Here is a 13,154-nt window from a genome sequence, read left to right as displayed (position 1 = left end):
ATTTGGAGTAGCAGGAACGACTTGCTGCACGTCGAACTAACAATAAAAGACTATGCAAAAAAATTGGAGGCAAGAACCATGGAAATCACATTAGGCGGAATCGCCGGATTAGTCGCTGCGATCGCATTCGTAGTGCTCGTCATTTTCCTTGCCCGTGTATTAGGTGCTGCGAGTAAGACGCTCAACAATGTAGCCAACACGACAGCAGGACTTGAACGTCAATTAGACGGTATCATGATGGAGACGACAGCGTTGTTACATAAGACGAATCGTCTGGTAGATACGATTGAAGAAAAAACAGAATTGCTTGCACCTGTCGCAAACTCGATCGAAGAACTCGGTACGTCTTTAAACAAAGTGACAGATTCTGTCCGAACAGTATCCGATACGGTTGCTGGTGCGGCGGATACGAATAAAGAACAGATTGCGCAAGCAGTCCGTTGGGGCTCAGTCGCTGTAGAGTTATTTAAGAAAAATAAACCGGCAGAAACTACGGTTCAAAATCATTCGACGGCAACGACGACGGTTGAGAAAAAGCCACGTCGTCGATTCCGGAAAAAGGCAGAGGCGCCGGTCACACCGGAAGTCGTATCTGTACCAGACGTCGAAAGCATTCCAGATGAGTTGAAGGGAGATCGTAAATCATGACGAAACAACACCCATATCAAGCACAAGATTCTTCTAAAGGAGGAGGCTTCCTTGCCGGAATCATCGTTGGTGGATTGATCGGTGCTGCGGCAGCTCTCCTTTCTAGCCCGAAATCAGGCCGCGAGATGCGCGACATGATCGATGAGCGTACAGCGCCTGCGCGTCAACGTTTGACGGAACAGACACAAGTCGTTCGCGAAAAAGCAGAACCACTCGTAGGTGAGTGGATTCAACTAGCAAAAGATAAAGCAGCACCTGTCATTGAAAAAGCAAAGAATAATCCAACGGTTCAAGAAGCGGCACAATATGCGGGCTTTGAGAAGGATCAGGCAAGCATTGATGCTGCTCTCGCAGAAGCAGAACAACTCGTACGTGACATCGAACGTGAAATTGGCGACGAAGTCGATGGGGCGTCAGTGGCAGAAGAAATCGACACGGAGACGGTCGTTGAACTTTCGGAGTTACGTGAACAGTTAGCAGACGAACAAGATGAAGACAATGATCCGCAGTCTGATGTGAATCATAAGAAATAATCAATAAATGAGGAGCTCTCATCATGAGGGCTCTTTTTCTATGTTTCCTTATAGAGAAAACATAAAAAAATTATATGAAAAAACGTAATTTATTTTCATATTTTAAGAAATCATGCAGCTTCTTTATGTACAATAGGGAAAGAGTTCGCTATAATTAGTTGCTATTACGAGCTATATGCTGATTAGGGAGTGGTAGGACATGGATCAACATGCAGAATTAAAAAGATTACGTGATGAACTCGATTTAGTGAATGCAGAATTATTGGAATTGATGAACCGACGTGGTCAAATTGCCGTCGAAATCGGAAAAGTCAAACGAGCACAAGGGCTAGATCGATACGATCCTGTTCGAGAACGTCAAATGCTCGAATCAATTGCCGCTAATAACCATGGACCTTTTGAAACAGGACGCCTTCAGCATGTATTTAAAGAAATTTTCAAAGCTTCTCTCGAATTACAAGGAGAAGATCGGACTCGGAAATTACTCGTATCACGGAAACAAAAACCGACGAATACGATCATCCGGATCGGAGATGCCGTCATCGGAGACGGTTCGCAACAATTGATCGCTGGACCGTGTGCGGTCGAGAGCGAAGAACAAGTATTTGAGGTCGCGGAACAGCTCGCGAAACATGGCGTGAAGTTCATGCGAGGCGGAGCGTACAAACCACGTACATCGCCTTACGACTTCCAAGGTCTAGGACTCGAGGGTCTAAAAATGTTGAAAAAAGCAGCCGACGCGCACGGTTTGCATGTCATCACTGAAATCATGACACCGAGCGCCGTTGAATCTGCTTTACCATATGTCGACATCATCCAGGTCGGCGCACGCAACATGCAAAACTTCGATTTACTCAAAGAAGTCGGTCGTACGAATAAACCAGTTCTTTTAAAACGAGGTCTTTCTGCAACGCTCGAGGAATTCATGTACGCGGCTGAGTACATCATGGCAAGTGGTAACGATCAAGTCATCTTGTGTGAGCGTGGTATCCGGACGTACGAGCGTGCAACACGGAACACGCTTGATATCTCAGCAGTTCCGATTCTGAAGCAAGAAACGCATCTCCCTGTCATGGTCGATGTCACGCACTCGACAGGACGTAAGGATTTACTCTTGCCAACAGCAAAAGCGGCATACGCGATTGGAGCAGACGCTGTCATGGTCGAAGTCCATCCGTTCCCAGCACTTGCGTTGTCTGATGCGAACCAACAACTCGATTTCCAAGAATTCGATACGTTCATCGAAAACTTGACGACTACCTTTCCGGCACTAAACGTTCAATGATTTCCGAAAAAGGGTAACCTAAAGCGAATGAAAACGTTTTACAATGAAGGAAGAATGGGAAAAGAAAACTATCTTTTCCTGTCTTCCTTTCGTGTTGCCTAAAAATGAAAACGAAATGAAAACACTTGAGATGGATCATACTAAAGGAGGAATTTGTTTTGAATAGTAATATTACGATTTACGATGTCGCGCGAGAGGCTGCTGTTTCGATGGCGACCGTATCGCGTGTCGTCAACGGAAACCCGAATGTTAAACCATCCACACGAAAAAAGGTCCAAGACGCAATCGAACAGCTTGGTTATCGTCCGAATGCTGTTGCCCGTGGACTGGCAAGTAAAAAAACAACGACGGTCGGTGTCATCGTGCCCGATATCTCGAACATCTTCTTTGCGGATTTAGCACGCGGAATTGAAGATGTCGCGACAATGTATAAATACAACATCATTTTGTGTAACTCCGACCAAAACCGGGAAAAAGAGATTCATTTGCTCAATACATTACTTGGGAAACAGGTGGATGGAATCATCTTCATGGGCGGACGTCTGCATGAGGATCTCGTTCGTGAGTTTAAAACATCACCGGTACCGATCGTTCTTGCTGCAACGTTGAATCAAGATTATGATCTTCCTGCCGTCAACATCGACTATGAGAGTGCTGCGCACGATGCTGTGAAGTCTTTGATCGACCGTGGACATGAACGGATCGGGTTCATCACTGGACCACTCGAACAGCAAATCAATGGTGAAAAGAAATTTGCGGGTTATCGCCGAGCACTTGAAGAAGCAAATCTTCCGTTTAACGAGCAAAATGTCGTCCTTGGAAACTATACGTATGATTCGGGAATGAAGGCGATGAATCAATTGCTTGAACTTGGAGAAGATTGCCCACGCGCGATTTTTGCTGGAACGGATGAGATGGCTCTTGGTGTTATCCATGCCTTACAGGATGCTGGACACCGTGTACCGGAAGACTTCGAAGTCATCGGACACGATAACACACGTCTTGCGACGATGATTCGTCCGAAACTGACGACTGTCGTTCAACCGATGTATGATATCGGAGCAGTCTCGATGCGTCTATTGACGAAAATCTTGAACAAAGAAGAAATTGAAACGAACGATGTTACATTACCACACCGAATCGAACAACGGGATTCGACACGCCCTTAATCGAAAAAACGTCTCTTCTCTCAAGCAAGCTGCTTGAAAAAAGAGACGTTTTTTTATTTCGCGACGGTAATAAGTTCATCTTGATGATGGTGAAGTTGATCATTTTCGACATGGAGTCGAACCGTAGTCTGACCAGGTGCAGTCAATGTCACTTTCCCGCTGTACGCATCACCCTTTTTTTCTAAAGGAACATAGGTATGCTTTTCTATGCCCGTTTCAATGACTTCCACTTGTACGTTCGCCTTTAGCGGTTTCCCATCAAGGAAAACATGAAAGGAGACGGGGAGTTCAGCACCAGCTTTCGCTTTTGTTGCGCCCATGTAATGGACAGACAGACCGTCGACGGTTTCGTGATCATGTCCATGCTCGTGCGATGCTTCCTCTTTTTCATGTGAATGATCCATGACGACGAATGAGATCTTATCCATATGATGGAGTCCTTTTTTATCATTGATATGATACAGTCCTTCATATTCCCCTTCAGCAAGTTTTGCTTCCGCTTGATAATAACCTGTCTTTTTCAAGGTTGCCTTGAACTTTTGATGGGCACCATCTTGTTTTCCAGCTTCCCACACTTCAAATGTCACGTCTTCAAGGTTAACTGGTTTCTTTTGTTCGACAGCTGACGCTTTAAAAACAACTTTATCTTCTTCCATTGTCTTGGCTGGAACATTGACGTTGACTTCGACCGTCGGTTTTCCTGACCCTTGCATGTTATCGTGATCCATTGCCTGTTTTTCATTGCCACACCCTGCGAGTACGATCCCCGTCGACAGAATAAGACCGGAATAAAGCCATGCCTTTTTCATGATGATTCCCCCAACTATTATTCATTTACTAAGTAAAAATTCCATATTTAGTATAGCAACAAGTTGTGAACTCCGAACGAAATAAATGTGAAGATACAAAGTCAATTAATCAACGGAGTACGGGGAAGTCGTAGTCAATTGTCTCTTACGCTCATCGCTAACGAACGGCCAAATCAATCGTTTGACGGTTTCCCAATTTTTTTCTTCGATTTCAGGTCGTCGCGGAATGGCCGGGTAGAGTGGCGTTGGATCATGCCAGTGTGTTGGCGGGGGTGTTTCTTCTCCACTCCAACGTTCTTGCCATGAAATAGGAATCTCTCCATGGAATGGAGCTTGTCCGGTCATGGCAGCAAAAACTTGACTCCACGCGCGGGGAACGACACGATACCAGTCATAGCCACCGCCTCCTAAAGCAACGATTTTTCCATTCGTATATTTATTTGCTGCAGCGACGGCGATTTGAGGTATCTGTTCATAACTTTTCATCGTTAAGGATAGATGAGTCAATGGATCAAGCGTGTGTGCATCGGCACCATTTTGCGTAATGATGAGATCCGGTTGGAACAATTCACAGGCTTCAAAGAGTGCCGTCTCATACGCGAGTAAAAACGAATCATCTTCCGTAAAGGCGTCCAGTGGCACGTTCCAACTAAATCCATACCCTTCTTCAGATCCCCGTTCCGTCACCATTCCCGTTCCTGGAAACAAATAGCGACCTGTTTCGTGGAGCGATAACGTCATGACGTCCTTTCGATTATAAAAGGCCCATTGCACCCCATCGCCATGATGGGCGTCCGTATCGACATAAAGAATTTTACAGTGATATTTTTCAATCATGGCTGCCATGGCGACAGCGGTATCGTTATAGACACAAAAACCAGAGGCACGTCCTCGGAATCCGTGATGCAATCCACCACCGATATGAAAGGTTCGTTTATATTGACCAGATAAGACGAGGTCACATGCTTCGATCGTGCCGCCGACAAGGAGAGAAGCGCCCGAATGCATCCCCTGGAACAAAGGTGTATCTTCTGTTCCTAACCCATACATTTGGGCTTTAAGTGGCGTTAATGCACCGGTCCCGGCTGCTTTGACTGCAGCAATATAATCCTGATCATGAATGAGTGCCAGTTCTTCATCGGTCGCATGACGCGGCGCGATACAAGGAATATCATCTAATTGATGCATCGCTTCAAGTAAGGAAACGGTTAATTCGAGACGAATCGGATTGAATGGATGTGTCTCCGAAAACCGATAAGTCGCTTCTTCAGGACTGTACAGATAGGCAAAATCCTTCATCTGCTCACATCCGGTCCAAGTACATCGAATCCTTCTTTGCGCAACTTGTCGATGATCCGAATCGGATTCATCGTCTGGACACGAAACGCAACGATCCGGACATACGGATCGTCTGTTGGATACACGAGTACATTTAAGATATTGATATTCGTTTTGGCAAGCAGTGCGGCAATTTTTGCTAATGTTCCAGCAGTGTTTTCAACACGGATTTCGATTTGAGAACTTGGTTCGAGTGCACCCGTCAATTGAACGAATGTCCGTAACAAATCCGTTTCCGTGACGACACCGACAAGGCGTCGACCGCGGACGATTGGCAGACACGTCAATCGATATTCATAAAACAGCACAGCCGCATCTTCGAGAAAATCGAGCGGGTGGGCCGTGACAGGACTTTCAATCATGATGCTTGAGACCGGATACTGTAGGTCTTGTTTTGCCGTATCCGGATGAAAGATGCTACTTGCGCTTTGAATTTCCTTTAGTCCGACAAGACCGACGAGTTCATGACGGGCATTGACGACGAGAATATGACGAATCTGATGACGTTGCATGAGTTCAACCGCATGCGCGATGGAATTCGTCGGTTGCATCGTGATGCACGTCGTATTCATGATTTGTTCGATTAACATGACGATTCCTCCTCGAGCTCAGTCATACATGAAACGTCTTCTCAAGCGTAGCGCATCAAAATGAGCGACGACTTCAGGTGAGACGTGTTTTCCGATACGCGCCATCAGGCAGTTGGCAGGATGGGAGGCGATTTCCGGATCGTCGGTCGGGAAGAAGACGAGACCACCATGGTTCATCATCTTCTCCATGATCTTCCGGTAATCCCAGACCGATAGTCCGCTCCCTTTTAGGTCCCAATGCCAATAATATTCAGTCGTTAAAATCAAATAGTGTTCCATGGCGGGGTCCAGCATGGAGATTTCAAGTAATTTTTTACCGATCTGTTGTCCGCGGAACCGAGAGGAGACTTCAATCGCTCCGAGTTCCAAGATGTACGGATTGTTTCCTTCACTCCACGTTTCATAGGGATCAGGGTATAAGTAAGTCACATAACCGATGATTTCCGTTCCTTGACGAGCGACGATGATCCGTCCTTCTTCAAGATCCGCAATCTCAACGAGCGCTTGATGTTGTTCAGCGGGTGGACGAAAAGCCGTCAACCCTGAATCGAGTGTATACGTTGCTAGTGTTTGACTCGGTACGGGACCTTCGATGTCGACAGGACCGAGTGATGTTTCGTGCGTCCGATGATTGAATTGTTTTTCAAACATGTAAGCGTCACCACCTTCTTATTCATTATAGACGAAAGCGCTTGAGCAAAGAGAGGGATTTTTTAACAAATTGACGGCAAATGGATTGAACTGACGGATAACTAGCTTATAATAAAGAGGAAAACATAGAAGGGGAGGAACGAGACATGAAAGTTTTGAAAGCGCTTCCGGGGAAGCATTGGTTAGCAGAGTATGATGAAGCAAACACGTACGACTGGAAAGATGCTGAGCAGTACTTTTCATGGGCGACAACGGGGAAAGTCAACATGGCTCATGAAGCAATCGACCGCCACGCAGAAGGCGAGCGAGCGAACAAGGATGCGCTGATCTATTTCGATGGAACGACGGAACAACGATTCACATATGCAGATATGAAACGATTGACGAATAAAGCGGCAAACGTATTAGTCGATGCAGGGGTCAAAACGGGTGACCGTATTTTCATCTTCATGCCACGTTCACCGGAATTGTATTTTGCCTTGCTTGGCGCACTGAAAGTAGGCGCAATCGTCGGTCCGTTATTTGAAGCATTCATGGAACAAGCGGTCCGTGATCGCCTGCTTGATTCTGAAGCGAAGTTACTCGTGACGACGAAGGCACTGCTCCCACGTGTTCCAGTTGGGGAACTGGAATCACTTGAAAAGGTAGTACTTGTCGACGAAGATGTCGAAGAATCGGACACATTACTCGATTTCCGCAAAGCGTTCGAGCAAGCATCCGATGTATTCGAACCGGTCTGGTTAGATCGTGAAGACGGATTGATCCTGCACTACACTTCAGGATCGACAGGGAAGCCGAAAGGTGTGCTCCACGTTCAAAATGCGATGATTCAGCACTTAATGACAGGTCGCTGGGTACTTGATCTCCAAGAAGATGATGTCTACTGGTGTACGGCTGACCCGGGGTGGGTCACAGGAACAAGTTACGGTATCTTCGCACCATTCTTGAATGGCGCGACGAACATCGTCGTCGGTGGACGCTTCAATCCGGATTTCTGGTACAGTGTCATCGAGAAGTACAAGGTAACGGTCTGGTATAGCGCACCAACGGCTTTCCGGATGTTGATGGGAGCAGGAGCGGATGTTGCAAATCATCATGATCTCTCAAGTCTTCGTCATGTATTGTCTGTCGGCGAACCGTTGAACCCAGAAGTCATTCGTTGGGGGAAAGAAGCCTTTGATCAACGGATTCATGATACATGGTGGATGACGGAGACAGGCGCGATGATGATTTGTAACTACAAGTCGATGGACATCAAACCGGGATCGATGGGGAAACCGATTCCAGGAACTCAGGCTGCGATCATTGATGATCAAGGAAATGAGTTACCGCCATTCCGAATGGGGAACCTTGCTTTAAAAACACCATGGCCATCGATGATGCGTCAAATTTGGAACAATCCGCAGAAATATGAATCGTATTTCTTTAAAGGATGGTATGTCTCAGGGGATTCTGCCTATATGGATGACGAAGGTTACTTCTGGTTCCAAGGACGTGTCGATGACGTCATCATGACGGCTGGAGAACGGGTTGGTCCGTTTGAAGTCGAAAGTCGTCTCGTCGAGCATCCAGCTGTCGCGGAAGCTGGTGTCATCGGGAAACCAGATCCAGTCCGCGGTGAAATCATCAAGGCATTCATTGCCTTGCGTGATGGTTACGAGCCAACGGATGAGCTAAAACAAGAAATCCAAGCATTCGTTAAAGAGGGGCTTGCTGCTCACGCAGCACCGAGAGAAATCGATTTCCGAGATAAGTTGCCGAAGACACGAAGTGGTAAAATCATGCGCCGTGTTCTGAAAGCGTGGGAGTTGAATCTTGAAACAGGCGATCTGTCGACGATGGAAGATTGAACGAAAAAAGGATGAATCACCGTGACAGGTGATTCATCCTTTTTGTTAGTTTTCAGAAGCAGCATCGTTTTTCTTTTCATCTTGTTTCTTCTGTTGTTCTTGTTGTTTCTTTGCCTCTGCTTCTTTCTTCTTAGCATCAGCTTCTTTTTGCTTAGCGTCCGCTTCCGCTTTCTTTTTTGCCTCTGCTTCAGCTTTTGCCTCTGCTTCGGCTTTTGCTTTTGCGTCGGCAGCACGTTTTGCGTCGTCGGCTGCTTTTTTCTTGGCATCAGCTTCAGCTTTTTCTTTAGCCTGATCTTGTTCTTTTTGTTGCTCTTCTTTCTTCTGTGCGTCCGCTTCTTTTTTCTTTTCTTCTGCTTCTTTCTTTTTCTTCGCTTCGGCTTTTTTCTTTGCTTCTTCCGCTTTTTTCTTCTTATCTTCTTCTTTGAAGCGACCACTGTTTTTAAAGTCGTTTGCTGTTACAGAAGATGGTTGCGTGAAGCGGGCACCGGATTTGAAGTAGCTACTGTTCGCGGCATACGTCGCATTCGCCATTTGTGACCACAGCGTTTGTGTTCGTTGGTAATACGTCGTTGGACCGATGAGCGAGTTGTTCTGATCGTGTCCTGTCCAAACGGCAAGCGTTACACCAGGAGTGGAACCGACAAGGTAAGAGTCTTTAACATCGTTCGTCGTACCTGTCTTACCAGCCCAATCTCCAGGAACGTTTAATCGACTTTTTGCAAACGTTGCTGTACCTTTTGAGAAGACGCCACGCATCATATCAAGCGTCAGGTAAGCTGTTCGTGGTTCATAAATTCGTTTTTTCTTCGGTTTTGCTTTATAGATATCTTTTCCGTCTTTCGTGATTTTCGAAATGACGTATGGTTGCACGAATTCACCATAGTTGGCGAGTGTCGCGTAAGCACCGGCAAGTTCGACAGGTGTGATCTCCATCGTTCCGAGTGCTGCTGAAGGGGCATAACGAATCGCATCCGGTACTTCAACACCCATATCGACGAGTTTTTGAATCGAGTTCGACATGTTCATCTTCTCGTAAATCTTAACGGCAGGTACGTTCAATGAGAGTTCAAGTGCTGTACGAACCGTCACGTTTCCACGATAACGTCCACCTTCGTTCTTGATCGGACGATCGCCTGGTTGACGTGGTACGGTCTGATAGTAGTACTCTTCATCATTGACGGTAGATGCCGGAGTGATTAAACGATTTTCAATCCCGTTCGAATAGACGAGAATTGGTTTTGCCGTTGACCCGATTTGACGTTTCGCTTGGAATGCTCGGTTGAAATCATCGGCTTTTCCATCAAGGTAACGTCCACCAACGAATCCGAGAATACGACCCGTCTCATTCTGAACCATGACCGCAGCTGTCTCTTCTGGATCTTGTTTCGAAACGGTTTTTTTCGTTTTTGGATCCACGACTTGTTTGTACTGCATGCCGCCAGGGAAGTTCCCGTTGTTCTTCGCAGGTTGTTGCATCGATTCATGAATTTTTTTATCTAGCGTCATATGAACTTTGTATCCACCTTGACGGAGTGCAACCAGTGCTTGATCTTGATAGTTTGCCCGGACTTCTGCCAGTTCAGACGGTTTGACTTCGTCTTCTTTCACACCATCTTGTTTCATCAAGTACTTCGTCATGATCTTCGTCGCTTCACGTTCTGCTAAATCATAGACATACGGATACGTGTCACGCGAACGTTTCGACTGTTTCGCGAAGTCTTTCGTGATGTCGTGTTTGATTGCTTTTTCATATTGTTCTTTCGTAATGTTTTTTGCGACATACATTCGCTTCAACACGGTCTTCATCCGATTGACACTTGGCGTCAAGTCCTTTTTGACGACACCGCCCTGTAGATAAGGTGTGTAGTAGTAAGGGTTTTTCGGAATACCAGCGAGGAAAGCTGCTTGTGGTAACGTCAGTTTTTTCGCTGATTTGTTGAAGACCCCTTGGGAGGCAGCTTCGATACCAGCGATGTTACGCCCGAGTGAATTTCGTCCGAATGAGACGACATTCAAATATGCCTGTAAAATTTCATCTTTTGACATCGCATTTTCAAGGCGGAGCGCTAAGATGATCTCTTTTGCTTTCCGTTCGAATGAAACTTCGTTCGTCAGGATTTGGTTTTTAATTAATTGTTGTGTAAGCGTACTTCCGCCGGTGCGTGACGCTGAATTCGTCAATTCTTGTAAGACTGCTCGTAAAGTCGCTTTTGGAACGACTCCATCATGTTGATAAAAATCTACGTCTTCCGTTGATAGAAGCGCATCAATTAAATAAGGGGAGATATTCTTGATATCAACCGGCTGACGTTCTTCATCCGTTGAGATGTTCGTCAGCTTTTCGCCACTTCCCCAATAAATTTGACTTGTCACCGCATAACTGTTCACTTCTTGTTTCATCTCAGTCAAAGGTGGTGCTTTCGTATCTTTGACGAGGGAAGCGAAATATCCTCCAGCCGCTCCGACAGAGAAGCTGCCGATGAGAAGGACTGCTATGATGAGGAATAAAATGATGTTCCACGAAACATCGTATGTGATATTCGACCAGTGCCGAACGGCTTTCGTCCGGGGGTGATTCCAAAACTTGAACCAGTTCTCGCGCATAAATGATCTCCTTTGCATCTTAAACTTAGGTGTAAATTAATATTAAATCACAGATAGACGTATTATACCATAAATCCACCAGTAAAATCGGACTTGACAGCGGATTCGCCTTCGACGTATCATGAAACCATCTTATTTTCATATATTACGTTAAACAGTGATCGGAATACAGTAGTAAGTCACTCCCTGTGACAGAGACCTAGTGGTGCTGCGAACTAGGACACAGTGAACTTACGAATTACGCTTCCGGGAGTTTCTTGAGAAATCAAGCGGTCCGTCCCGTTATCGACGAACCAAGTGGTCCTTTTATGTAAAGGGCAATCAGGGTGGTACCACGGAATTTTCCGTCCCTTCGTCTTAGACGAAGGGACGGTTTTTTATTGTTAAAAGTGAACTTTAGGAGGAGACACAATGACGTTATTAGAGGATTTAGAATTTCGCGGTTTAATTAACCAAATGACGGATGAAGAAGGACTTAAGACATTACTCGAGACACCAACGACGCTATACACGGGTTTCGATCCAACAGCTGATTCATTGCACATCGGGCACTTGTTGCCGATTTTAGTCTTAAAACGATTCCAACAAGCAGGTCACCATGTCGTAGGTCTCGTCGGTGGGGCGACGGGAATGATTGGAGACCCGAGTGGTCGCGCAACGGAACGTTCATTGAACACATCGGATATCGTTGAAGAATTTGCAAACCGGATTAAAGATCAACTGTCGCGTTTCTTACCGCTTGAAGGAGAGAACCCGGTCACGATCGCCAATAACTTGGACTGGACGAAAGACTTGACGATCATCGATTTCTTGCGTGATATCGGAAAACACTTCCCGGTCAGCTACATGCTTGCGAAAGACTCTGTTGACTCACGACTTCAAAACGGAATCTCGTTCACTGAGTTCTCATACATGTTACTTCAATCGTTTGACTTCTTGAAACTTTACGAAGACAAAGGATGCCGCCTTCAAGTCGGAGGAAGTGACCAGTGGGGGAACATCACAGCAGGGATGGAATTGATTCGTCGTGCCGGTCATGAAGAAAAAGCATTCGGTTTGACGGTACCGCTCGTTACAAAAGCAGACGGTCAAAAGTTCGGTAAGACAGCAGGTGGTGCGGTTTGGTTAGATGCTGACAAAACATCACCGTACGAGTTCTACCAGTTCTGGTTCAACGTTGACGATCTTGACGTCATCAAGTTCTTGAAATACTTCACGTTCTTAACGCACGAAGAACTTGATGCGCTCGCAGAAGAAGTTAAAGCAGCACCAGAGAAGCGCGTCGCACAACGTCGTCTCGCAGAAGAGATGACCGTTCTCGTCCATGGTGAAGAAGGTCTGACACAAGCACAACGTATTACGACGGCACTCTTTAGTGGAGATATTAAATCGTTGCAAGTCGAAGATATCGAAGATGCGTTCAAAGGAATGCCACGCTTTACACTCGGTGAAGCGACAAACCTCGTCGACGTTCTCGTTGAGGCGAAGATCAGTCCGTCAAAACGTCAAGCACGTGAAGACGTAACAAACGGTGCGATCTACCTGAACGGAGAACGCGAGCAAGATTTAACGAAAGAAATCACGGAAGCTGATGCAATCGGTCGCTTTACGATCGTACGTCGCGGAAAGAAAAAATACTTCGTCGTCGAGCATGCTTGATGATCAATTAAATAGGGT

The 13,154-nt window shown here is 46.0% G+C and carries 11 protein-coding genes and 1 other annotated feature; of the genes, 6 read left to right on the top strand and 5 right to left on the bottom strand.

The window, feature by feature from the left end; translation table 11 throughout:
* Nucleotides 1–78 precede the first annotated feature (78 nt).
* From L985_RS12575 to ccpA, 4 genes are all read left to right on the top strand, one after another.
* Nucleotides 79–648, top strand: a complete 570-nt coding sequence (locus L985_RS12575) for a DUF948 domain-containing protein (RefSeq protein ID WP_029342359.1) — start codon at nucleotides 79–81, stop codon at nucleotides 646–648.
* Nucleotides 645–1,181 carry a YtxH domain-containing protein gene (locus L985_RS12570; protein ID WP_029342358.1) on the top strand — a complete coding sequence of 179 codons (537 nt, stop codon included), beginning with the start codon at nucleotides 645–647 and terminating at the stop codon, nucleotides 1,179–1,181. Before L985_RS12575 ends, L985_RS12570 begins: the two co-directional genes overlap by 4 nt.
* A gap of 199 nt (nucleotides 1,182–1,380) precedes the next feature.
* Nucleotides 1,381–2,466, top strand: coding sequence for a bifunctional 3-deoxy-7-phosphoheptulonate synthase/chorismate mutase (locus tag L985_RS12565; protein ID WP_023469069.1), 1,086 nt, complete (start codon nucleotides 1,381–1,383; stop codon nucleotides 2,464–2,466).
* Between the two features lie 158 nt (nucleotides 2,467–2,624).
* Nucleotides 2,625–3,635, top strand: a complete 1,011-nt coding sequence (gene ccpA / locus L985_RS12560) for a catabolite control protein A (protein WP_023469068.1) — start codon at nucleotides 2,625–2,627, stop codon at nucleotides 3,633–3,635.
* A gap of 53 nt (nucleotides 3,636–3,688) precedes the next feature.
* On the opposite strand, the gene L985_RS12555 is transcribed toward ccpA, so the two are convergent.
* From L985_RS12555 to L985_RS12540, 4 genes are all read right to left on the bottom strand, one after another.
* Nucleotides 3,689–4,444 (bottom strand): maltotransferase domain-containing protein, encoded by a 756-nt coding sequence (locus L985_RS12555; protein WP_148662038.1) that lies wholly within the window; start codon nucleotides 4,442–4,444, stop codon nucleotides 3,689–3,691.
* Between the two features lie 105 nt (nucleotides 4,445–4,549).
* Entirely contained in the window at nucleotides 4,550–5,743 is a 1,194-nt protein-coding gene (locus tag L985_RS12550; protein ID WP_047393512.1) for an acetoin utilization protein AcuC, read from the bottom strand.
* Complete coding sequence (locus tag L985_RS12545) at nucleotides 5,740–6,372, bottom strand: acetoin utilization AcuB family protein (protein WP_047393515.1); 633 nt, start codon at nucleotides 6,370–6,372, stop codon at nucleotides 5,740–5,742. The genes L985_RS12550 and L985_RS12545 overlap by 4 nt, the downstream gene beginning before the upstream one ends.
* An 18-nt stretch (nucleotides 6,373–6,390) precedes the next feature.
* Complete coding sequence (locus L985_RS12540) at nucleotides 6,391–7,023, bottom strand: GNAT family N-acetyltransferase (RefSeq protein ID WP_023469064.1); 633 nt, start codon at nucleotides 7,021–7,023, stop codon at nucleotides 6,391–6,393.
* A 146-nt stretch (nucleotides 7,024–7,169) separates the two neighbouring features.
* Here L985_RS12540 and acsA point away from each other — a divergent pair, with 146 nt between their 5' ends.
* Nucleotides 7,170–8,873, top strand: a complete 1,704-nt coding sequence (gene acsA / locus L985_RS12535; RefSeq protein ID WP_047393518.1) for an acetate--CoA ligase — start codon at nucleotides 7,170–7,172, stop codon at nucleotides 8,871–8,873.
* A gap of 45 nt (nucleotides 8,874–8,918) precedes the next feature.
* On the opposite strand, the gene L985_RS12530 is transcribed toward acsA, so the two are convergent.
* Nucleotides 8,919–11,477 carry a transglycosylase domain-containing protein gene (locus L985_RS12530; protein WP_052169450.1) on the bottom strand — a complete coding sequence of 853 codons (2,559 nt, stop codon included), beginning with the start codon at nucleotides 11,475–11,477 and terminating at the stop codon, nucleotides 8,919–8,921.
* Nucleotides 11,478–11,625: 148 nt separating this feature from the next.
* Nucleotides 11,626–11,832, top strand: a binding site (T-box leader).
* 56 nt (nucleotides 11,833–11,888) lie between these two features.
* Between L985_RS12530 and tyrS the strand changes: the two genes are divergently transcribed.
* Complete coding sequence (gene tyrS / locus L985_RS12525; RefSeq protein ID WP_029342350.1) at nucleotides 11,889–13,136, top strand: tyrosine--tRNA ligase; 1,248 nt, start codon at nucleotides 11,889–11,891, stop codon at nucleotides 13,134–13,136.
* The last annotated feature ends 18 nt before the right edge of the window (nucleotides 13,137–13,154 follow it).

It is taken from the genome of Exiguobacterium sp. ZWU0009 (genome assembly GCF_000798935.2).
GTDB lineage: Bacteria > Bacillota > Bacilli > Exiguobacteriales > Exiguobacteriaceae > Exiguobacterium_A > Exiguobacterium_A acetylicum.
The sequence above is the reverse complement of the archived record's forward strand: the minus strand, read 5'-3'. Positions and strand labels throughout refer to the sequence as shown.

Bases quoted from the DNA above. Each gene is read 5' to 3' on its own strand.
- L985_RS12545 (WP_047393515.1), bottom strand. From the start codon at position 6,372: ATGTTAATCGAACAAATCATGAATACGACGTGCATCACGATGCAACCG.
- L985_RS12575 (WP_029342359.1), top strand. From the start codon at position 79: ATGGAAATCACATTAGGCGGAATCGCCGGATTAGTCGCTGCGATCGCA.
- acsA (WP_047393518.1), top strand. From the start codon at position 7,170: ATGAAAGTTTTGAAAGCGCTTCCGGGGAAGCATTGGTTAGCAGAGTAT.
- L985_RS12540 (WP_023469064.1), bottom strand. From the start codon at position 7,023: ATGTTTGAAAAACAATTCAATCATCGGACGCACGAAACATCACTCGGT.
- L985_RS12550 (WP_047393512.1), bottom strand. From the start codon at position 5,743: ATGAAGGATTTTGCCTATCTGTACAGTCCTGAAGAAGCGACTTATCGG.
- L985_RS12530 (WP_052169450.1), bottom strand. From the start codon at position 11,477: ATGCGCGAGAACTGGTTCAAGTTTTGGAATCACCCCCGGACGAAAGCC.
- L985_RS12555 (WP_148662038.1), bottom strand. From the start codon at position 4,444: ATGAAAAAGGCATGGCTTTATTCCGGTCTTATTCTGTCGACGGGGATC.
- tyrS (WP_029342350.1), top strand. From the start codon at position 11,889: ATGACGTTATTAGAGGATTTAGAATTTCGCGGTTTAATTAACCAAATG.
- L985_RS12565 (WP_023469069.1), top strand. From the start codon at position 1,381: ATGGATCAACATGCAGAATTAAAAAGATTACGTGATGAACTCGATTTA.
- L985_RS12570 (WP_029342358.1), top strand. From the start codon at position 645: ATGACGAAACAACACCCATATCAAGCACAAGATTCTTCTAAAGGAGGA.